Raw genomic sequence first — 21,996 nt, 5'->3', positions numbered from 1 at the left:
ATAAAGTATAATATATTTTTTCAATTAAAATAGTTTTCCCTAAATAGGTTACAGTTAAAAATACTTAAGATTCCAAAAGTTAATTGTAAATTTCTAATGGACTTTATATAAAAGAAGCATTGATAACAAAGGTCATCTCTGTAACTTGTAACCTGATAGGATACAATTTTTGAAATTACCTTATAGGTACTATCATTAAAATTTCACACTTTTACAAAAATAGAAATCTGTTAATTTTATGTACGATTATTTAATTGTAGGTTCTGGTTTGTTCGGGGCCGTTTTTGCATACGAAGCTAAAAAAAGAGGTAAGAAATGCTTAATTATAGATAAAAGAGACCATGCCGGCGGAAATGTTTACTGCGAAAGTGTAGAAGGCATTAACGTACATAAGTATGGCGCGCATATTTTTCATACAAATGATAAACGTATCTGGGATTATGTAAACTCATTTGTAGAATTTAACCGCTACACAAATACTCCGGTTGCTAATTATAAAGGCGAATTGTACAATTTACCTTTCAACATGAATACTTTTTACCAGTTATGGAAAGTAAAAACGCCGGCAGAAGCCAAAGCTGTAATTGCTGATCAGATTAAAGACCTGAACATTACGGACCCGCAAAACCTGGAAGAACAGGCCTTGTCATTAGTAGGTACTGATATTTATGAAAAACTAATTAAAGGTTATACAGAAAAACAATGGGGCCGCGATGCCAAAGACCTGCCTGCTTTTATTATTAAACGTTTACCGGTAAGGTTTACTTATGATAATAATTACTTTAACGATACATACCAGGGCATTCCAAATGGCGGTTATAACAAGTTAACAGAAGGTTTATTAGAAGGAACAGAAGTAAGGTTAAATGAAAATTATTTCGACAATAAGGAGTATTACAACTCTTTAGCGCCTCAAATTGTATTTACCGGTAAAATTGACCAGTATTACGATTATCAGTTTGGTAAATTGCAATACCGTAGTTTAAGGTTCGATCAGCAAACGCTTGATACAGACAATTATCAGGGAAGTGCATTGGTAAATTACACAGAACGTGATATACCTTACACCCGTATTATTGAGCACAAGCATTTTGAATTTGGCACACAACCCAAAACAGTAATTACACACGAACATCCGGCAGAATGGGATGGAAGCAATGAACCATTTTATCCGATAAACGATCAGTTAAACAACGAAACCTATAAAAAATATAAAGAGTTGGCAGATCAGGAGCAGAACGTAATTTTTGGCGGCCGTTTAGCGGAATACCGTTATTATGATATGCATCAGATTATTGGATCGGCACTTAAAAAAGTAGAAACACATTTTGGCACTAAGTAAATATTATTATAATTGTTTCTGCCCTCAATTAACCACGTTGTAAGTTTTTAGTTGATAAAAGAAGCATGCCTTAAACAAGGAATAATTATGGAAGAGAAAAACGAAAATCCGCTGAATATTGAACTGTCTGAAGATATGGCTGAAGGTACTTATTCCAATTTAGCTATCATCACTCATTCTGATTCTGAATTTGTACTTGATTTTATTCGCGTAATGCCGGGTGTCCCCAAAGCAAGGGTTAAAAGCCGTATTATTTTAACTCCAGAACACGCTAAAAGGTTACTAATGGCAATGGAAGATAATATAGAACGGTTTGAAGCGGTTAATGGTAAAATAAAAATTAAGGAAGTAAGCGCTTTACCACTAAATTTTGGTGGCCCGGTCGGCCAGGCCTAAAAACACAGGCATAGTTTTTTTACTGCTAAAAACAGTATTCAATTTTAGCAGTACTAATTCCGTATAAATCAAGTGAGATAAAATACTTTTTTATCTCACTTATTTTTTAATGCACATCGTATTAATATCTACTATCACCCATACTGCTAAATTTAAGCTTATTACAAGGCTAACCGTACTTTTATTAACTTTCAGTTTAAAATAAATCTTCTAACTACTGGCCTATACCAATAGTAAATATTTACATTAGTATAAATGGTAATTGTTTCTAATGCAAATTTGAAATCAAAATACAAATGTATCCTAAAGTATCCGGAGCAGGTATTGAACCTCAATTAGAAGGAGATGGAGTTGGTCTTAAAGATATTCTGGCCAAACTGACGAGCAATTGGTATCTATTTGTAATCAGTACATTTATTTGTTTAAGCCTGGCTGCTGTTTATGGTTATTTTGCTTCTTCTGAATGGGAAATTTGTGCTAAAATTTTAATTCAGGACCAAAAATCTCCCAGAGATACTGAGGCTGATCCTGATTTATTGGCATCTCCGGCAAGTTTAAAAAACAGTACGGACAATGAGATTGAAATACTGAGATCGCGAAAGCTGATGGCACAGGTAGTTCAGGAGATGCAATTACAGGTAAGAACTTATGCAAAATCAGGATTAAAATTTCAGGAGATTTACGAAAATGCACCTTTTAATATCACTATCACTTCAAACCGTGATACCATTAGCGGGCAGGAATACATTGTTCAAATAAAAGATGACAAACATTATCAGATTAAAAACAGCAAGGAAGACCTGGACCAGATTGCGTTATTTGGGCAACCAGTAAAACTTCCTCAATTCTCAATTGCCTTAAATAAAACGGCTTTGTTTAAAAAAAGAGGTAAATACAAAATTACAGTACAAGCGCCTGATGAAGCAGTATCATGTTTTCTTGAAAACTTTAATGCACAGCTTTCTAATAAACAGGCAAGCAGTATTGATCTTTCATTAAATTATCCTAACCCTAAAAAAGGTGAGGCGATTTTAAATAAACTGATGCAATTGTACTTGTATAATAATTTGCTGAATAAAAACAGTATTGCGGATAGTACCATTAAGTTTATAAATAAGCGTTTAGCCACAGTAAGCAAGCAATTAAGTACCATTGAAAAACGATTGCAGGATTATAAGCAACAAAATAATATTGCTGATATTAGTGATCAATCTAAAGCACTAATATCTGGCGCAGGCAATTACTATAAAAAGTTAAATGAGCTTGAAGTACAGCTATTGCTGGTACAAGATATTAAAAGTTACCTGAACAAAAATGATAATAACCAAACTATACCAAGTTCATTAACAACAAAAGAACCAACAATTGCCCGCGAAATTAACGCATATAACGAGTTACTTTTACAGCGGGAAAAATTTAAAATTTTGTCTAACAGTGATAGTATTGCTGTTGAAAACCTAAATCAGCAGACAGCTATTGCACGGAAGGCGCTATTAATAAGTTTAGCTTCTTATGAGCGCCGCTTATCGGTTTCTAAAAATGAATTGGATAAGCTCAATGCTTCTTTTACCGGCAAAATTAAACAGGTGACAGCGAAGGAAAAAGGCTTTTTAGATTATGTCCGCCAGCAAAAATTGCAGCAGGGTTTATCCTTGTTTCTATTACAAAAACGTGAAGAAATAGCTATTTCAAAAACTTTTAATATTTACGGCCCAAGGATTATTGATCCTGCCAAAAGCGATTTTTCGCCTTTTAAACCAAAAAAATCTATTATTTATATTTTTGGATTGATACTTGGCTTGATACTTCCTGCCATTTATTTGTTTTTAAAAGAATTGCTTAATATCCGCATCAATACAAAAGCAGATATTTTAAAACTTACTAAAGTACCGCTTATTGGCGAAATTAACCATTCTGCAGAAGATAAAAATCTGGTAACGCATCATTCGTCAGGTTCTATCATTACCGAACAGCTTAAACGAGTAATTGTTAACCTGCAATTTATATCAAATAACCAAAAATCTAACGTAGTGCTGTTTACATCCAGCATGAGCGGTGAAGGAAAATCTTTTCTGGCCTTAAATTTAGGAAGTACCCTGGCTTTAGGAGGCAAAAAAGTTGTTTTTTTAGAACTTGATTTGCGGAAACCAAAACTTTCAGAAAATATGGGCGTAGATAACAGCGACGGTTATACCAATTATGCCATATCGGATTCTGTAAAAATAGATCATATTTTGAAGCCTTTGTGGTTTCATCAAAAATGCTTTTTGATATCTTCCGGTATTATTCCCCCAAACCCTGCTGAACTATTAATGAGCCCAAAACTGGAAAAATTAATTGATGAGCTGAAAAAACGCTTTGATTACATTATTATTGATTGCCCTCCGATCGGTGTAGTAGCAGATGCCTTACTAATTGAGAAATTAGCAGATGTTATTTTGTATGTTGTCCGCCAGAAGTATACATATAAATCACAGCTAGGGATAGTAAATGATTTAAAGCAGACCGGCAAGGCAAAAAATCTATATTTAATTATCAATGATATTGAAACTGAGAACAATAGTAAAGCCTTCTCCGTCAAAAGCTTTTATAACAAGTATGCTAAAGAACCTTTAAATCAGATTAATTTAAGGAGTATTTCACCGGGTGATTAACTTTATGTTATAAATACCGTACAAGTAGTTAATATTGTAGTATTAATATTAAAAAGAAATACAATAGATAAGATTTAATTTAAACCTGGGTTTCTTGCTGAACCTGCTTGATATGCTACAATATACACTTAAAGTTGCAGAAATACGCCAGGAAACCCAGGATACGGTTACTGTTGTTTTTAAGCAGCCAGCCCTAAAAAAAATAAAATACCATTCGGGGCAATACCTTACTTTGATTTTTCGGATCAATAACCGGAGGTATATCAGGCCTTATTCGTTTTCATCTGCGCCAGGAATTGACAATACATTAAATATAACCGTAAAAAGAGTACCCGGAGGGGTTGTTTCCAATCATATTGCAGATTGTTTAAAGGTGGGCGATATTGTTGAAGTAATGGAACCAATGGGCGATTTTACTTTGGAAAACAAAGGGATCAACGGCAATAGCCGCCTAATACTTTGGGGGGCAGGCAGCGGCATAACACCTTTGTTATCTTTAGCCAAATTTGCGCTTCATCATCAGTTTGCCCGGCATCTTACTTTGGTTTATGGAAATAGGGGCCACGAAAGTGCTATTTTTAGCGGTCAAATAAATGAGTTGCAAAAACAGTATGCAGAATATTTTTCTGTTTGGCATTTTCATACAAAAGCGATTGTAGATGCGGCTTATCCTTATCTTATTCAAGGCCGTATCAATCCGCAAACGGTATTATCAGTTTTGAAAAAAGAAGGCGATCTGGGTAACACAGTTCATTACATTTGTGGCCCTGCGGGGCTAAAAGAATCCGTAAAAAAAGTACTTGAAGAAGAAGGTATAGGCCCTAAACAAATTTTTTCTGAAGAATTTAAGCGGGTAGCTAACCCGAAAGACTTTGAAAACGTAATAACCAGAACGGTTTCCCTTATTAAGGGCGGAAAGGAGCATGCAATTGAAGTTATCAAAGGAAAAAGTATTTTAGAAGCTGGTTTAGATGCGATGATTGATCTGTCTTATTCTTGTCAAACCGGAAATTGCACAGTTTGTAAGGGAAAGTTATTGTCGGGGCAGCTAAAATCAATCCGAAGCCAGGAAACCATGCCCTCTTTAAATAAAGATGAATATTTGCTCTGCTGTAGCTACCCGGTAACCGAAAACATCCAAATTATAGTTGATTAATTAAAATATCTGTATGAAAGTTGTACTATTGGCAGGAGGTTTAGGTACCCGTTTATCAGAAGAAACAGTTGTTAAGCCAAAACCAATGGTAGAAATTGGCGGAATGCCTATACTTTGGCATATTATGAAAATTTATTCTGCATACGGCTTTAATGATTTTATAATTTGCTTAGGCTATAAAGGGTACATGATAAAAGAATATTTCGCTAATTATTTTTTGCATCAATCCGATGTCACCATTGATTTATCTAAAAATGGAATAGAAGTTCATGATTCTCAAGCAGAACCCTGGCGTATAACATTAGTAGATACCGGCAATGATTCCATGACGGGCGGACGGATAAAAAGGATACAAAAACATGTTGGCAATGAAACTTTTATGCTTACTTATGGTGATGGTTTGGCTAATGTTAATATCGCAGAGCTTTATCAATTCCATAAAAATAATAACAAATACTGTACAGTAACTGCTGTTCAGCCTTCCGGAAGGTTTGGTGCATTAAATATCTTGGATAACCAATCTGTACATTCTTTTATGGAAAAGCCAAAAGGAGATGGTTCTTGGATTAATGGAGGCTATTTTGTTTGTGAACCGCAGGTTTTTGATTTTATAGAAGGAGACCATACTTTATGGGAACGTGAACCTATGGAAAAAATAGCAGAACAAGGACAAATGGTTGCTTTTGAGCATCAGGGCTTTTGGAAACCGATGGATACACTACGTGAAAAGCATGAACTGGAAGAAGATTGGACTATGGACCGTGCAAAATGGAAGGTTTGGTAGCATGAGTTTCTGGAATTGTTATCAAGGGAAAAAGGTATTGTTAACCGGCCATACGGGTTTTAAAGGGTCATGGTTAGCCATCTGGTTAAAAGAACTTGGGGCAGAAGTGTATGGCTATTCCTTAGCACCAAATTCCAGTAAGGATAACTTTGTTACCTGTAAATTAGAAAAAGAACTTCATCATTTTGAAGGTGATGTACGCAATGCAGCGAAATTAAAAGCTTATTTTCAGGAAGTAAAACCAGACATTGCCTTTCATCTCGCAGCGCAACCGCTGGTATTATTGTCCTATTTAGAACCTGCAGAAACTTTTGCAACAAATTTGATGGGTGTTGTTAACTTTTTTGAAGCAGTACGACAAACGCCATCGGTAAAAGCTGCTGTCAATATTACCAGTGATAAATGTTATGACAACAAAGAGTGGGTTTGGGGCTACCGTGAAAATGACCCCATGGGCGGCAAAGATCCTTACAGTGCTTCTAAAGGCTGTGCCGAATTAATTACAACTTCCTATATCAATTCATTTTTTACAGGAGAAAATACTTGTGCAGTAGCAACTGGCCGTGCAGGAAACGTAATAGGCGGCGGCGATTGGGCAGCAGACCGCATTGTGCCTGATTATTTTCGTGCTGTTAATGCCGATGAAAAATTAGTTTTGCGTAACCCTGATGCAACCCGCCCTTGGCAACATGTTTTGGAACCTTTAAGCGGTTATTTAACCCTGGGCGCCATGCTGTTTTTACAAGGTAAAAAATATGCCGGCGGTTGGAACTTTGGTCCGCTTGATGCTAATAATTATCCGGTAAAAGAACTAATCGACAAACTTAAACAGATGGAAGGTTCTGGTAATTATTCAATTTCTGAAAATGTTATCCAACACCATGAAGCCAATTTTTTAAAGCTGGATGTATCTAAATCAGTTAGTCAGTTAAAATGGCAACCGGTATTAAACTTTGATGAAACGGTGAAGTTTACAGTTGAAGGTTATCAGGCAGAAAAGAACAAAGAAGCTGTTTTAAAAAGCAGGATACAGCAAATCCAGGACTATACAAAGAAAGCTTTGGATAAAGCATCCTGGGCATCAAATCCCTCTAATTCAACAAACTTGTAATGGCAAATACCCTAATTAAAAATTTAGATTTTAGACTGAATGTTTCCGGAGGGATCGAGCCTGGCAAGGATTATATCCCGGTTACCGGGAAAATTATAGAAGAGGATGACCTGTTACTAGGTATGCAAGCCGTAGCAGATGGCTGGTTAACCGCAGGACGTTTTTGCAACCAGTTTGAAAAAGAATTTGCGGCTTATTTTAATAGGCCAAAAGCATTATTGGTTAATTCAGGTTCTTCTGCTAATCTGGTTGCTTTTTACACTTTAACATCCCCAAAATTAGGCGAACGCGCTATTAAACCGGGCGATGAAGTCATTACGGTTGCCGCAGGGTTTCCTACTACTGTCAATCCAATTATCCAGTTTAGTGCAGTACCTGTTTTTGTGGATGTGGATATTGCTACACATAACGTACAAGCAGACCAGGTGGAACTTGCCGTATCTCCAAAAACAAAAGCCATTATGATAGCGCATTCTTTAGGCAATCCGTTTGATTTGGATGAAATAATGCGTGTTGCAAAAAAAAACAATTTATGGGTAGTGGAAGATAACTGTGATGCATTAGGTGCAACTTATCATGATCAAAAAACCGGTACTTTCGGCGATATTTCCACTTTTTCATTTTACCCGGCCCATCATATTACTATGGGTGAGGGAGGCGCAGTATTAATTAATAACCCAATACTTGCAAAAATTGCAGAAAGCTTCCGGGATTGGGGCAGAGATTGTTATTGTGAACCCGGTAAAGACAATACCTGTGGTTGCAGGTTTTCTCAGCAATTAGGCAACCTGCCTTACGGATACGATCATAAATATACCTACTCGCACATTGGTTTTAATTTAAAAGTGACGGATATGCAGGCAGCTATTGGTGTGTCGCAGTTGCATAAAGCAGATCGGTTTATAGCGAAACGTCGTCAAAATTATCAGGCTTTATATCAACGCATGAAAGAATTTGAAGAAATATTTATTCTGCCAGAGCCAACGCCAGGCACTGATCCTTCCTGGTTCGGCTTATTACTGACCTTAAGAGAAGGAGATGCAAACGACAGGCACATGTTGGTACAACATCTGGAACAACAAAAAATTGGCACCCGGTTGCTGTTTGGAGGTAACCTGTTAAAACAACCTGCCTATGCCAATATCAAACACCGCGTTATTGGTGGTTTGGCTCACACAGATACTATAATGAACCAGTCTTTTTGGCTGGGTGTTTGGCCAGGATTGAATGAAAACCATTATGATTATATCCACGCTATCATAAAATCCTATATTCAGGATTAAAGGAGGTCAAATTTTTTTCATGCTTCTTTTATCGTACAAAAAATGTCAATGTAACAGCATGATAGCAAAAAGGATAAAAACAAAAATTATAGGTATAAAAGAAGCATTATAAATCCTGGATGTAACATAAACCCAACCTTCTTAGGGGTTACCGTAACAGGAAACACATACAAAACCTTATATAGTTTTCTAAAATGATAATTTGGTTTACTTTTGCAGAAATTTAATGTTGCTTATTGGAGTAGTAAAAAAATACTCTGATAAATTTAATTTATGAATAAATTTAATTTTCTTATATTTTTATTTCCCCTTTTTGTTTTTTTTGGGATTGTAAACCGTGCTTCAGCTCAAACCAATCTTCAAAATATTTCTTCAGTTAACGTTGATGATCTTTCTGACCAGCAGATAAAACAGTTAATGCAGCAGGCACAAAACTCAGGGTTAAGTGATGTTGAATTATTACAGCAAGCCCAAAGCAGGGGAATGTCTAATAGCCAGATACAAAAACTGCAAGCTCGGATTAAGGAAATGCGCAGCAAGGCAGGATCTAATAGTTTAACAGACACTAACAGCGTTAGCCAGCGACGGCTGAATTACAAACCAGATAACCTGGATACAACAGCGATTGGAAAAGATATATTCGAAAATTTAAGGCCTAAAATATTTGGCGCTGATCTCTTCAGAAATAAAAGCAATTCGTTTGAGCCTAACCTGAAACTGGCGACGCCGGTAAATTATATCATTGGCCCGGACGATCAGCTTAATATCAATGTTTATGGTAATTCTTTGGTCAATTGGAAGCTGGATGTTTCTCCCGAAGGAAACATTAACATTCCCGGAATAGGTGTTTTAAATGTTGGTGGCAAAACGATCGAAAATGCTACTTCATTGATAAAAAGCAAGCTTGCTGCTAATAATTATGCTATAGGCCGCGGCACAAGTGTACAAGTAACCCTGGGCAATATCCGTAGTATCAGGGTAATCATGATCGGCCAGTTAGAAAAACCCGGTACTTACACTTTACCATCTCTGGCAACCGTATTTAATGCACTTTATGCCGCGGGCGGTCCTAATGAAAACGGTAGTTTAAGGCAAATTGAAATCATCAGGAATAACCGTATCATCAGGCATCTGGATGTTTATGATTTCCTGGTAAAAGGTAATCAAAAGGATAATATTGCTTTACAAGACCAGGATATTATACGCGTACCCACTTACAGGACAAGGGTAGAGATGGCAGGCCAGATAAAAATCCCTGCGTTATTTGAAGTTGTACCAGGTGAAAGCTTGCAGGATATAATCCGTTATGCAGGCGGTTTTACCGACAGTGCTTATACCGCGCGGATAAAAGTATCGCAAATTAGTGATCAGCAGCGCAAATTAACAGATGTGGTGGAGGCTGATTACAAGAATTATATACCTTTGCGCGGTGATAAATATTACGTACAGTCTATTCTTGACCGGTTTGAAAACAGGGTTACCATTAACGGAGCAGTATTTCGCCCTGGAGAATATGAACTGCAAAACGGGTTAACCTTATTGCAGTTGATTGAAAATGCAGCTGGTTTAAAAGAGGACGCATTTACAGAGCGCGGAACGATCACCAGGTTAAAACCGGATAACAGTACAGAGATCATATCTTTTAATGTAAAAGATGTGCTAAACAAAGTAGCCACTATTTCTTTGCAGCGGGAAGATGTGGTTAATATTTCTTCCATATTTGATCTTCGTGATAAATACCAGATCACCATTAATGGTTCAGTTAGGAGGCCCGGCATTTTTGCTTTTGCAGAAAATATGAAAGTAGAGGACCTGATTTTAAAAGCAGGTGGATTTGCCGAAGGCGCAAGCCCTAAACGGATTGAAGTTGCCAGGAGGATAAATAATTCAGATCCGGAATCAAAGAGCAGTAAAGTAGCAGAAGTATTTAGTGTTAATGTAGATAGCCAGTTAAAATTGGCTGGTGTAAATTTTGTATTGAAGCCTTTTGATATTGTTTCTATTTACAGTTTGCCCGGCTATGAAAAGCAAAAAACAGTAAAAGTTGAAGGTGAAGTGTTATATCCGGGATCTTATACGATTGAAACAAAAAATGAAAAAATATCTGGTTTGTTGGCGCGTGCAGGCGGACTGACTGCTTCAGCGGATGTTCAGGGCGGGTCATTAAAAAGGAATAATACTGCGATCTTAGGGATTGATAAAAACAGATCAGATACAATAGCAATAGCACAGGAAAGGGCCGAACGATTGAACCGCTTAAAAAGAGCTTACAAAGATTCTACTGATACAAACGAGGTACAACCCAGAAACAATTATGTAGGTATTGATCTCGAAAGTATTTTGAAATCACCAGGTTCAAAAATTGATTTGTTGCTGGAAGATGGCGATGTTTTAAGGATCCCTAAGCAGCAACAAATTGTCCGTGTAAACGGAGCGGTGCTTTATCCAAGTGCAGTAGTTTACAATCAGTCAAAATCATTTAAAGGATATGTTTTAAATGCAGGCGGCTTTTCGCCGAACGCCTTGAAAAAGAGGGCTTATGTAGTTTATCCAAACGGAACTGTACGAGGCACACGGAAAATACTTTTCTTTAACAACCATCCAAGTGTTAAACCCGGAAGCGAAATTTATGTTCCTGAGAAGCCTAAAAGCGTGGGAAATGCCATTCAGACAGTACTGGGCCTTACTACAGGCTTGGCATCGTTAGGGGCAATTATTTTAGGAATACTTAGTTTACGACATAACTAAAAGCGCTTAATGTTCAAGCTTAAAGTATTAAGAAGATGTTAAATGGATAAGAATAACGATTCTGAAGAAATATCATTAAAAGAACTTATATTAAAATTAAGATCAGGTTTTAATTATATTAAAAGCAAGTGGGCTATAATACTACTAAGTGGTATTTTAGGTGGCGCATTAGGGTTATTATATTCTATATTTAAAAAGCCAATTTATACCGCAACTAGTACATTTGTTTTAGAAGAAAATAAGACAGGAGGACTAAGTCAATATGCAAGTTTGGCATCAATGGCGGGAATAGATATTGGCGGAGGTGGTGCAGGTGGGATATTTCAGGGTGATAATATTCTGGAATTGTATAAATCCAGGGTCATGATTGAAAAAACTTTATTAACTCCGGTAAATATAAATGGTAAAAATGAACTGTTAATTGATCGGTATATTGACTACAATAAATTACGCAATAAATGGAAAGAAAAGGACCATATAGTTTCAATATCTTTTAATGGAAACCCTGAAAAATTTAACAGAAAACAGGACAGTATCATTACTAACATTGTAGAGCTTTTTAACAAAAAAGTATTAAATGTTGAAAAATTAGATAAAAAGTTAAGTATCATAAAAGTTGATGTTGCTACCAGTGATGAACTGTTTTCAAAGGCGTTTAATATTAAACTGGTAGAAACTGTAAATGATTTTTACACACAAACGAAAACAAAAAAAAGCTACCAAAATGTGCAGGTTTTACAGAAACAGGCAGACAGTGTAAAAAGGATTTTAAATTATTCTATAGGTGGAGTGGCCTCCGCTATTGATGCCGCGCCAAATGCAAACCCACTACTGCAAACATTGCGTGTACCTTCGCAAAAAAAACAGGTTGATGTACAGGCAAATTCTGCAATTTATAGTGAGATTGTCAAAAATCTGGAAATTTCAAAAATATCTTTACGCCAGGAGACACCGCTAATACAGGTAATTGATGATCCGGTATTACCATTGCCTATTGATCGTTTAAGTAAATCGAAAGGTGTAATATTGGGTGGTTTTTTAGGAGGTTTTCTAATTGTGGTCTTAATTTCAGTAAGAAAATTTTTTGATATTATACTTAAGTAAAAAAATGTCATTATCTAATTTTAAACTTATAAAACTTCCTAAAATTTTAGATGAAAGAGGAAATCTATCATTTATAGAAGAAAATACCCATATTCCATTTACCATAAAACGTGCCTACTGGATATATGACGTTCCAGGCGGGGAGGTAAGAGGAGGACATTCTTATTTTAAGAATCAAGAATTTATAATAGCTATTTCGGGTAGTTTTGATGTTATAGTTGATGATGGAAATGTAAAACAGACATTCTCTTTGAATAGGTCATATTACGGTTTATATATTCCAAATGGTATTTGGAGACACATGGAAAACTTTTCAACTAACTCATTAGCTTTTGTGGTTGCATCCGAAAATTATAGTGCAAAAGATTATGAATATAATTATGTGGATTTTAAAAAAAATAAGTGAAAACATCTATTTATAATTGTAATGTTATTGAATTACCCAAAATTCATAACCGGGCCGGCAATATTACTCCATTAAATAGTAAAGTAGAAATACCTTTTGATATAAAAAGAGTTTATTATTTATACGATGTACCCGGAGGTGAAACAAGAGGGGGACATGCACATAAACAATTGCAACAATTAATTATTGCAGCGAGCGGAAGTTTTGATATAGTTTTGGATGATGGTATTATCAAAAAAACAGTTACTTTAAACAGGCCAAACTATGGATTATATGTACCTCCAGGAATTTGGAGGGATTTAAATAATTTCTCCTCAGGTGCTGTATTATTGGTATTGGCTTCTGAAAAATATTCTGAAGAAGATTATATAAGGGAATACAAAGATTTTCTAAGTTACGTAAAATGAAAAAAATATTAATAGCAGGAGCAGGTGGGGCACCTTCTGAAGGAGTAATAAATTCACTTTTAAAAAGCAATAAAAATGAAATAATTTTAGGAATGGGAAGTGAGCCCACAGATTTAGTTTTATCTAATGCCCAAGAAAAGTATCATATACCATATGCCGATTCAAATGAGTATAAAAGTTCATTAATATCCTTATTAAATTCCATAAAACCTGATTTAGTTCATTTTCAAAATGATTTAGAAATTTATCATGCTTCAAAGTTTAGAGACGAAATTCATGCATGTGGGGTTAAAACATTTATGCCAGCTCATGAAGTAATTGATACTTGTGTACATAAATATAAAACTTATTTGAAATGTAAGGATGCAGGTATAAAAGTTCCAACTAACTATCTAATAAATGATGAAGAAGATTTAAAAAGGGCTTTTTCTGATTTGGGAAATGGAAAAGGAAATATATGGTTAAGAGCATCCTCTATAGGAGGGGGAGGAAAAGGTGCTTTGCCTACCAATGATTTTGTTTTTGCTAAAGGCTGGATAGAAAGATACAATGGATGGGGAGATTTTGTCGCTGCGGAAATGCTATTACCCGAAACAGTAACTTGGTTGTCTATTTGGTATGAGGGAGAATTGGTGGTTGCTCAAACCAGGATAAGGAAGGGCTGGACACATGGGAATAGAACAGTTTCTGGTGTTACAGGTGTTACCAAGGTTGGTCAAACGTACTCAAACCCGGAAGTTGATAGGATTTCAATAGAAACAATTAAAGCAGTTTCAAATAAGCCACATGGAATATTTGGAGTAGATATGACTTATGATAAAGATGGAATACCTAATCCTACAGAAATAAACATTTCTAGGTTTTTTACCACTGTATTATTTTTTACAGACGCTGGTTTAAATATGCCTGAGATTTTTAAGGACATTGCTTTGTATAAAGAGTTTCCGAAACTAAAGATTAAAATTAATCCTTTAGATGACGGGTTATTATGGCTAAGAGGTATGGACACTAAGCCGTTATTGATGAAATCAGAAGAGATTGAAAAAAGGATAAAAAATATATAATGATATTATTGACTGGGGCTTCCGGTTTTATTGGCCAACATTTACTTTCTGCACTTATTGCAATGTATGGAATTGATAATGTTTTAGCATTAACATCAAATCCAATATCTGGTTGTAAATATTTATTACACAATAATTATCAGTTCGAAAGAAGCTACTTTAGTGAAAGTGGTTATGCTAATTCAATTAATATAATTATTCATGCTGGTGCATATACACCAAAAAATGCTTCACAATCTAATGATTGGAAAAGATGTAATGAAAATATTTACAATACGGAAAAATTATTAGACACTGACTTACCTAATTTAAAAAAGGTAATTTATTTAAGTACATTGGATGTGTATGGTAAGGCTGATCTGATTTCAGAATCATCACTTATAGAACCAATTTCATTATATGGTTTTTCAAAGTTATACAGCGAAAAGTTGATAGCCTCCTGGGCAAACGATAAGAACAAAATGTGTCAGATTCTTCGTGTTGGACATGTGTACGGTCCAGGCGAAGAGGTATATCAAAAGATAGTACCAGTTACTATTAAAAAAATAATTAAAAATGAGCCGGTACAAATTTGGGGTAGTGGAAAAGAACTTAGGGCCTTTATTTATATCAAGGATATAATTAAGTGCATATTAAACGCTTTAAATTTAAATGAAGATATTGGACCGGTTAATTTAGTAAGTAGTAATGCAATCTCCATTGCCGATTTAGTAAACAAATTGATTAATATAAGTGGTAAGGTTATTAATATTGAAACCATAGCCACCACTACTGTTGGGCGAAGCCTTATATTTGATAATAGTAAAATGAAACAATATTTATTACTATCTGAAACAGATTTCGATAGCGGTCTTGCTGAAGAATGGCATTATATGAACCAAAGGAATGGAAAATATATTCTTTGATTTGGATGGTACCTTAATAGAGTCCAGACCTAGGCTTTATCAGCTATTTCAAAATATGATACCATCATCTAAATTATCTTTTGATGAATACTGGACATATAAAAGAAATAAAATTAGTCACAAGGAAATCTTACAAAATGTATTTTCTTATAGTTTGGAAGATATAAGTAAATTTGAAAAAGAATGGTTAGAAAGGATTGAACTTCCAGAGTGGCTCGTTTTAGACACGCCTTTTGAAGGGATATCAGACTATTTGAATAAGTTAAAATACACCTATAAAATATTCATTGTTACTTCAAGACAATCTGAAAAAAGGGCTTTGGAACAAATTGATCAATTTGGATGGTTGGATGTTGTAAAGAAGGTATTTGTAACGGGTCAAACACAAGAAAAACATGATTTGATAAAAAATGGGGTAACTATACACTCAAAGGATTGGTTCGTTGGTGATACCGGAAAAGATATTCAAACTGGGAAAAGATTAGGAATTAATACCGCCGCTGTTTTAACCGGATTTTTAAATGAAAAAAAATTATTAGAGTATAAGCCAGATATTATTGAAAGAGAAGTTATTAAATTGAACTTCAATAAATGAAGTTTAATATAAACACTTATATTATAAGTGATCCGTATAAGTTAAAGCAAGTATAATGATAAATTTTTTAGATCTATATAGTATAAATCAACAATATAAATCAGAATTGAAACAAGCATTTGAACGTGTGTTGGATTCTGGTTGGTACATTTTAGGGAATGAAGTAAAACAGTTTGAAAAAGATTTTTCTTTTTATTGCGGTACAAAGCATACTATTGGTGTAGCAAACGGATTAGATGCTTTGATTCTAATTATTAGGGCTTATAAAGAACTTGGTATTTTCAAGGAAGGAGATGAAATAATAGTTCCTTCAAATACCTACATTGCGAGTATTTTAGCAATTTCAGAAAATAATCTGGTTCCTGTTTTGGTAGAACCCCATATTACTACCTATAACATTGATCCAGATTTAATTGAGGCTAAAATTACCCCAAAAACTAAAGCTATATTGCCAGTTCATTTATACGGACAATTATGTGATATGGCAGCAATTAATGCGATTGCTTTAAAATATAATTTAAAGGTAATTGAAGATTGTGCCCAAGCGCATGGTGCAACAGCTAACGGTAAACGTGCAGGTAATTTTGGAGATGCCGCAGGCTTTAGTTTTTACCCGGGTAAAAATTTAGGTGCCTTAGGTGATGCCGGAGCAATTACTACTAATGATAATGAATTAGCAACGACAATCAGGGCTTTATTAAACTATGGTTCCCAGGTTAAATACCAAAATAAGTTTAAAGGGGTAAACAGTCGTTTAGATGAATTGCAGGCAGCACTTTTGAGTGTTAAACTAAAAAGCCTGGATCAGGAAACTCAAATAAGAAGAGATATTGCTAATCGTTATTTAACATGGATCACAAACCCTGAAATTATTTTGCCTATAGTAAAATTACAGGAAGCCCAAGTTTGGCATTTATTCGTTATTCGTACTAGCAATAGGGAATACTTGCAAAAATATCTTACTGATAATGGCATTCAAACAGTTATTCATTATCCTATTCCGCCACATAAACAAGAGGCTTATCAGGAATGGAACAGCCTTAGCTTCCCTGTTTCCGAAAAAATACATGGCGAAGTAATAAGTTTACCTTTAAGTCCGGTTATGTCTGACAACGAAGTAGACAGCGTGATAGAAGTACTGAATGGGTTTAAGTATAAATTTTGAAATTAGTAAAAACAACCTTTTTTTCTGCTATTATTACCCTTATTCGTATTGCTTCGGGTTTTGTAGCAGGTAAGGCTATAGCTATATTTACCGGACCCGCAGGCGTTGCTTTAATAGGTGCATTTACAAATTTTATTACTATTATATTAACCTTTGCAAATGGGGCTATCAATACTGGTATAGTAAAATATACGGCTGAATATAATGATAACGAGGATAAATTAAAATCCTTATTTAGCACAGCTTTAAAAATATCTTTATATTGTTCAGCAGTTATTGGATTATTACTGCTTGTATTTGGTTCCTATTTTTCAAAGTGGATATTTACCAGTGATATCTTTGCAAACCCGGTTCGGATATTAGGATTAACAATTGTCCTATATGCTTTAAATTCCTTGTTAATATCTATATTAAACGGGAAGGGGCAAATCAAAACTTATACAATTGTCAATACTGCCGGGAGTTTAATTGGTTTAGTATTTACCATTATACTGGTTTATTTTTATAAAATTGAAGGGGCATTATATGCGCTTGTCCTAGCTCAATCCATTGTTTTTTTTGTTACAGCTACCTTAATTTTAAAAAGCCCCTGGTTTTCCTGGGATTACTTCAAACAAGCTTATAATAAAGAAATGGCTATTAATTTAAGCCATTACAGTTTAATGGCTATTGTTACAGCATTAACTGTTCCTGTATCACAAATCATTTTGCGAAATATGTTGATTGTTAAGACCGGTATGAATTCTGCTGGATACTGGCAGGGCATGATGCGGATTTCAGACGGGTATTTAATGCTAATAACAACTTCTTTAAGCACTTATTATTTACCAAAATTATCTTCTCTAAAAGAGAACCGTGAGTTAAGAAAGGAAATTTTTCAAGGATATAAAATAATAGTCCCTTTAGTATTCCTTACTTCTGTTATCATTTACCTTTTACGGTTCTTTATCATAAAAACTTTATATACTGAAAGTTTTTTGTCTATGGAACGATTGTTTTTATGGCAATTAATAGGAGACTGTTTTAAAATAGCAGCATGGATATTAGCCTACTTAATGTTGGCGAAAGCAATGACAAAATTGTTTGTTATTACTGAAATTTTATCTAGTATAAGTTACATCGGATTAGGATATTTATTAGTATTTAAGTATGGCTTTTATGGGATAACTATAGCTTTTGCATTAAATTATATGTTTTATTTTTTCATTATGATTTTCATTTTTAGAAAATTAATTTTTCAAAATCAAACACTAAGATTGTAATGACAAAGAACTACCTGATTTAGGAAGTTTCTGATTTCAATTGAAGATACATGTGCTATTAAGGACAATATTTATTATTAAAATAGATTAAATGATGTTAGAAAGATTAGTCAGTGTAATTGTTGTAGCATATAATTCCGAGGAATTTATTATTGAAACACTTGAAAGTATCTGGCAGCAAAATTATAAAAGCATCGAGCTAATAATTTCCGATGATTGTTCTCATGACTTAACAATAAAATTATGTAAGGAATGGATGTATTTAGATAAGAACAAAAATAGGTTTACCAATATTAAAATCCTAGAACATCATGAAAACACAGGTATAGCTTCTAATTGTAATAGAGGTTTTGCAAAAGCAAGTGGGGAATGGATAAAGCTTATTGCTGGCGATGATTTATTATTGCCAAATTGTATATCTTCATTTATGGATTACTCCCAGAAAAATCCAAATGCAAGGGTATTAGTTTCAAAGCTAAAAACATTCAAAGATACACCTGATAATGTATTAAGTACCTGGCCTTATAAATCTGTTTTCCCTTCAAAATTAAAAACACAAATAAAAGAACAATTAAAGGCTAATTTTATTAAAGCACCGGCTGTTTTTCTTAATAGAGTTATGCTAAGTAGTTTAGGTGGGTTTAATGAAACTTATCCATTTTTAGAAGACGACCCTTTATGGACTAAAATATTAATCAATAACATTAAATTTCACTATATTCCTAAGTGTTTAGTGGCATATCGTATTCATAATAAAGGAGTTTCACATACACCTGGTTTAAATCTAAAATTTTATGATTCTGTTTTGAGATATTACAATGATATAGCTATTCCATTGATGATTGAAAAAAAAATGTATTTCTGGGTTTATTTATTGAAACTTGAAATCAGTATTTGGAATAATGCAATTAGTAAGAAAAATAAAAAGAGTTTTCTTACTATCAAACAACGATTACTTTTATCTGTGATTGGTTGGAGTAAAAGAATTAATTTATTGTTTAGAAGCCTGGGGTAAGTTGATGATAATTTGATCTTTTAATGTATAAGCATGTCGTTTTTAAAAAACGTATTTATATAATAGTGTAAATTCCGAAAATATTAAGTTGATAGAAACATCCTTAATTATAGAACTTGTTTAAACTTATTTTTTTGTGCTTTATACCATGCTTCTTTTACCGCCTAAAAATTTGTATTGCCTGGTTTTGATTGATTTAGGTCGATCAAGGCACCAGTTTTAATAGGTTAAAAAAAGCATCAGCCCCAAAATAGAGACATAGAAAAAAGTTTAAACACGTTCATAATATTAACACAACACATGAAATACCATATATATATAAATGTAATTAATAATGAATTAAAGCATGCAGGAAATAAAGCTGTTAATGACTGCACAAAAATACTTGAAAAGCAAGGGTATGAACTTATTCAATTGAATTTTTATAAGCATAAGTATTTAATTTTTGTCAACTTAATAAAAATACTATTTCAACTAATAGTTATAATATTAAAAATAAAACCAAGATCATTGATTATAATTCAGTATCCTTTATTTGGATTAAAAGGTTATTTTAAAGTGTTTATTAAATTATTAAAGTTTAGAGATTGTTTTTTTGCTTGTATGATTCATGACTTGGATTCTTTGAGGTTTCAAAAGTCTAATCAAAAGGTATCTTATGAAATTAGTAATTTAAATGCTTATGATGTGCTTATTACACATAATGATAATATGACACAATGGTTGAAATCTAAGTCTATTAAAGCAGAAATTATAGTATTAGGTATTTTTGATTATTTATATACAAACGAAAATGAATTCAATCGTTTATCAATATTTAGTAAAGGTAAAAAAGATGTAGTAATTGCGGGTAATCTGGCTAAGGGTGAATATATCTACGATTTAGATAGTATCTCGAAAAATATTTATTTTAGATTATATGGACCAGGTTTAAATTTAAAGCGTCTTGAAAAACAAGAGCATGTAATATGGGAAGGAACCTTTAGCGCAGAAGATCTTGTTGAAAAGTTAAAAGGTAGTTTTGGTTTAATTTGGGATGGAAACAATATTGAGCAGTGCGACGGGCTATATGGTAATTACATTGCTTATAATAATCCACATAAGATCTCATTATATTTGGCATCTGGGCTTCCGGTAATATTACCCAATAATGCAGCTTTAAGTAAATTTGTTTTAGAGAATGGTATTGGCATTGTTATTAATAACTTAATTGAACTAAGCGATATAATTGATAAAATAAATGTTGATCAATATGAGGCCATGTTAAAAAATATAGATTCAATAAAAAGTAAACTTAAAGTGGGATATTTTTTTCAAACAGCAATAGAACAGACGGAGGCTATTTATAATAGTCGTATTAGTAGTTTTGAATAGCCATTATATTATGAAAGTTTAAAATGATAAAAAAAATACTTTTTAACCCTAATTTTATATATATATTTTCTTTTATTGTTCCTTTTGTTTTTTATTCTTTTCAATGGTCAACACTTTACCCCAGATTAGGTATGGGTCTACTTCTATTTTATATATTTACTTTTTTAATATGCGGAATATTGGGACTTGTTATAAACCTAATTAAGCCTTTTAAGTATACAAAAATTAAAGAATCGAGAACAAATGCAATTATAATATCAATCATCTTTGCACTTTATACTTTTGAAGCATGTTATTCAAGAAACATCCCTTTGATAAAATTGTTAAAAGGAACATATGAATATACTACTGAAGATTCATTTGGCATACCTGTTATACATACCTTCTTGGTTTCTTTTAATACTTTTTATACTATTTATTTATTTCACCAATACATTTCTTTAAAAAAAGGAAAACTTTTTTTGTTTTTCCTTATTTCTATTGTTCCATTTCTACTGCTAGTTTATCGGTCAAGTATTTTAAATATTTTATTGGGAACACTGATTGTATATTTGTTGGGGAAAAGGGAAATATCTGTAATGCTTATTTTTAAAACTATAATAGGCGTAATAGTAGTGCTGTTTATGTTTGGCTATTTGGGCAATCTTAGGTCGGGTGAAGGCGACCCAACTTATATTCCTAGGTCTTCAGGAGCTACAGAGGAGTTTCTTAGCAGTTCAATACCAAAAGAATTTTATTGGTCATATTTGTATGTGGCTTCTCCGGTTGCCAATCTTCAAAATAATATTAACTATGTTAGAAAGCCAGAAGGAAGCTATAGTAACTTAATACTAAATGAATTCCTGCCTGGTTTTTTTACTAAGTTTTTTATTAAGCAGGATCAAAAGGAGTTTAATCAAATTAATCCTTTCTTAAACGTAGGTACAATGTATGTTTATAGTTTTTCATATTTACGCTGGAAAGGGATAATATTTTTATTTCTTTATTTCATAGCAATAGTTAATCTGTATTACTTTTTAATTCAGAAATCAGATACTTATAAAGTTACAGGCTTAGCAATACTTTTTAATATAATTATATTGGCTAATTTTCACAATACAATTTCTTATTCTGCAGCAAGTATACAACTGATTTATCCAGTAGCCTTTTCTATGATAAAACATCAATTGAATAAAAAAAATAATTATAATAAAGAAGAAAGTATTGAATAATGCAAAGAAAATTT

The 21,996-nt window shown here is 33.5% G+C and carries 19 protein-coding genes; all 19 read left to right on the top strand.

Annotation, left to right across the window (positions count from 1 at the left end):
* Nucleotides 1-238 precede the first annotated feature (238 nt).
* The 19 genes from glf (at nucleotide 239) to GO621_RS05570 (ending at nucleotide 21,982) form a co-directional block, all read left to right on the top strand.
* On the top strand, nucleotides 239-1,342 hold the full coding sequence (glf, locus tag GO621_RS05660) for a UDP-galactopyranose mutase (RefSeq protein WP_157565026.1): 1,104 nt from the start codon (nucleotides 239-241) through the stop codon (nucleotides 1,340-1,342).
* A gap of 87 nt (nucleotides 1,343-1,429) precedes the next feature.
* Nucleotides 1,430-1,738, top strand: a complete 309-nt coding sequence (locus GO621_RS05655) for a DUF3467 domain-containing protein (RefSeq protein ID WP_157565024.1) — start codon at nucleotides 1,430-1,432, stop codon at nucleotides 1,736-1,738.
* A 296-nt stretch (nucleotides 1,739-2,034) separates the two neighbouring features.
* Entirely contained in the window at nucleotides 2,035-4,392 is a 2,358-nt protein-coding gene (locus GO621_RS05650) for a GumC family protein (RefSeq protein ID WP_157565022.1), read from the top strand.
* 94 nt (nucleotides 4,393-4,486) lie between these two features.
* Nucleotides 4,487-5,548 carry a ferredoxin--NADP reductase gene (locus GO621_RS05645; protein WP_198170146.1) on the top strand — a complete coding sequence of 354 codons (1,062 nt, stop codon included), beginning with the start codon at nucleotides 4,487-4,489 and terminating at the stop codon, nucleotides 5,546-5,548.
* A gap of 13 nt (nucleotides 5,549-5,561) precedes the next feature.
* Complete coding sequence (gene rfbF / locus GO621_RS05640; protein ID WP_157565019.1) at nucleotides 5,562-6,332, top strand: glucose-1-phosphate cytidylyltransferase; 771 nt, start codon at nucleotides 5,562-5,564, stop codon at nucleotides 6,330-6,332.
* Nucleotides 6,280-7,443 (top strand): CDP-glucose 4,6-dehydratase, encoded by a 1,164-nt coding sequence (gene rfbG, locus GO621_RS05635; RefSeq protein ID WP_198170145.1) that lies wholly within the window; start codon nucleotides 6,280-6,282, stop codon nucleotides 7,441-7,443. Before rfbF ends, rfbG begins: the two co-directional genes overlap by 53 nt.
* Nucleotides 7,443-8,726 (top strand): lipopolysaccharide biosynthesis protein RfbH, encoded by a 1,284-nt coding sequence (gene rfbH / locus GO621_RS05630; protein WP_157565004.1) that lies wholly within the window; start codon nucleotides 7,443-7,445, stop codon nucleotides 8,724-8,726. Before rfbG ends, rfbH begins: the two co-directional genes overlap by 1 nt.
* Nucleotides 8,727-8,999: 273 nt before the next feature.
* The gene (locus tag GO621_RS05625; RefSeq protein WP_157565002.1) at nucleotides 9,000-11,474 is read left to right on the top strand and encodes an SLBB domain-containing protein; all 2,475 of its coding nucleotides are present in this window, start codon (nucleotides 9,000-9,002) and stop codon (nucleotides 11,472-11,474) included.
* Between the two features lie 42 nt (nucleotides 11,475-11,516).
* Nucleotides 11,517-12,578, top strand: coding sequence for a Wzz/FepE/Etk N-terminal domain-containing protein (locus GO621_RS05620; protein WP_157565000.1), 1,062 nt, complete (start codon nucleotides 11,517-11,519; stop codon nucleotides 12,576-12,578).
* Between the two features lie 4 nt (nucleotides 12,579-12,582).
* A complete protein-coding gene (locus GO621_RS05615; RefSeq protein ID WP_157564998.1) occupies nucleotides 12,583-12,984 on the top strand; it encodes a sugar 3,4-ketoisomerase in 402 nt (133 codons plus the stop codon).
* Complete coding sequence (locus GO621_RS05610; protein WP_317163392.1) at nucleotides 12,981-13,391, top strand: sugar 3,4-ketoisomerase; 411 nt, start codon at nucleotides 12,981-12,983, stop codon at nucleotides 13,389-13,391. The genes GO621_RS05615 and GO621_RS05610 overlap by 4 nt, the downstream gene beginning before the upstream one ends.
* Nucleotides 13,388-14,455: an ATP-grasp domain-containing protein gene (locus GO621_RS05605; RefSeq protein WP_157564996.1), complete on the top strand. Its 1,068-nt coding sequence runs from the start codon at nucleotides 13,388-13,390 to the stop codon at nucleotides 14,453-14,455. Before GO621_RS05610 ends, GO621_RS05605 begins: the two co-directional genes overlap by 4 nt.
* Nucleotides 14,455-15,360: an NAD-dependent epimerase/dehydratase family protein gene (locus GO621_RS05600; RefSeq protein WP_157564994.1), complete on the top strand. Its 906-nt coding sequence runs from the start codon at nucleotides 14,455-14,457 to the stop codon at nucleotides 15,358-15,360. Before GO621_RS05605 ends, GO621_RS05600 begins: the two co-directional genes overlap by 1 nt.
* The gene (locus GO621_RS05595) at nucleotides 15,341-15,955 is read left to right on the top strand and encodes an HAD family hydrolase (protein ID WP_157564992.1); all 615 of its coding nucleotides are present in this window, start codon (nucleotides 15,341-15,343) and stop codon (nucleotides 15,953-15,955) included. The genes GO621_RS05600 and GO621_RS05595 overlap by 20 nt, the downstream gene beginning before the upstream one ends.
* 55 nt (nucleotides 15,956-16,010) lie before the next feature.
* Nucleotides 16,011-17,120 (top strand): DegT/DnrJ/EryC1/StrS family aminotransferase, encoded by a 1,110-nt coding sequence (locus tag GO621_RS05590; RefSeq protein WP_157564991.1) that lies wholly within the window; start codon nucleotides 16,011-16,013, stop codon nucleotides 17,118-17,120.
* A complete protein-coding gene (locus tag GO621_RS05585) occupies nucleotides 17,117-18,382 on the top strand; it encodes an O-antigen translocase (protein WP_157564989.1) in 1,266 nt (421 codons plus the stop codon). Before GO621_RS05590 ends, GO621_RS05585 begins: the two co-directional genes overlap by 4 nt.
* A gap of 91 nt (nucleotides 18,383-18,473) precedes the next feature.
* Complete coding sequence (locus GO621_RS05580) at nucleotides 18,474-19,397, top strand: glycosyltransferase family 2 protein (protein ID WP_157564987.1); 924 nt, start codon at nucleotides 18,474-18,476, stop codon at nucleotides 19,395-19,397.
* A gap of 300 nt (nucleotides 19,398-19,697) precedes the next feature.
* The gene (locus GO621_RS05575) at nucleotides 19,698-20,771 is read left to right on the top strand and encodes a hypothetical protein (protein WP_157564985.1); all 1,074 of its coding nucleotides are present in this window, start codon (nucleotides 19,698-19,700) and stop codon (nucleotides 20,769-20,771) included.
* A gap of 23 nt (nucleotides 20,772-20,794) precedes the next feature.
* The gene (locus tag GO621_RS05570) at nucleotides 20,795-21,982 is read left to right on the top strand and encodes an O-antigen polymerase (RefSeq protein WP_157564983.1); all 1,188 of its coding nucleotides are present in this window, start codon (nucleotides 20,795-20,797) and stop codon (nucleotides 21,980-21,982) included.
* The last annotated feature ends 14 nt before the right edge of the window (nucleotides 21,983-21,996 follow it).

It is taken from the genome of Mucilaginibacter arboris (genome assembly GCF_009754915.1).
In the GTDB taxonomy this organism is placed as follows: Bacteria; Bacteroidota; Bacteroidia; order Sphingobacteriales; family Sphingobacteriaceae; genus Mucilaginibacter_A; species Mucilaginibacter_A arboris.
This window is presented reverse-complemented; position numbering and strand designations above follow the sequence as displayed.